Source organism: Corallococcus praedator (assembly GCF_003612125.1).
In the GTDB taxonomy this organism is placed as follows: domain Bacteria; phylum Myxococcota; class Myxococcia; order Myxococcales; family Myxococcaceae; genus Corallococcus; species Corallococcus praedator.
Map to the genome: position 1 here is coordinate 1 of NZ_RAWI01000856.1, position 543 is coordinate 543.

Annotated in this window: 1 protein-coding gene; it reads left to right on the forward strand. The window is 45.9% G+C overall.

All coding sequences use genetic code 11. The features are described 5' to 3' along the window. The coding region (locus D7Y13_RS42135; RefSeq protein WP_208734574.1) for a hypothetical protein at positions 1-543 on the forward strand (543 nt) is incomplete at both ends.

Consider the following 543-nt stretch of genomic DNA (forward strand, 5'->3'; position numbering starts at 1 on the left):
CCCAAAAACAAGACCTGTTCTTTCAGCCTGATGCTACGCCAGATGTTGTGAAAACACTGCTAACAAGATTTGTCGAAGAAGTGCCCAGTCCCGCTCATCGCATCGCTCTAGAAGCTTGCGCTCTGGTGCGACTGACGACTGAAACTTTACTGGCAAAAATGCTAGACATGCCCGATGTGCATTCGCTATTTGAATGGCTGCGAGAGCTATCGTTTATTGAGTTAGGGTCAACTGGAATTTTTCCACATGACTTGGTGCGCGAGGTTTTAATTGCAGATATTCGCTGGCGCAACCCTGACTGGTATATCGAATTGCATTCTCGCGCTCGCCGCTACTACACCGATCGACTCGGACAAACTCAAGGTCAGGAACAGCATCGCGTTTTATTCGATTACATTTTTTTGCACCGAGATAATTCTGCCGTTCGACCTCGATTTACCTGGCAAGAAACCAGCAGTTTGAAGATCGATCGAATGCAAGAGCGCGATCGATTTTATCTATTAGAAATGGTGATTAAACATGAAGGAAAAGACTCAGCAAATC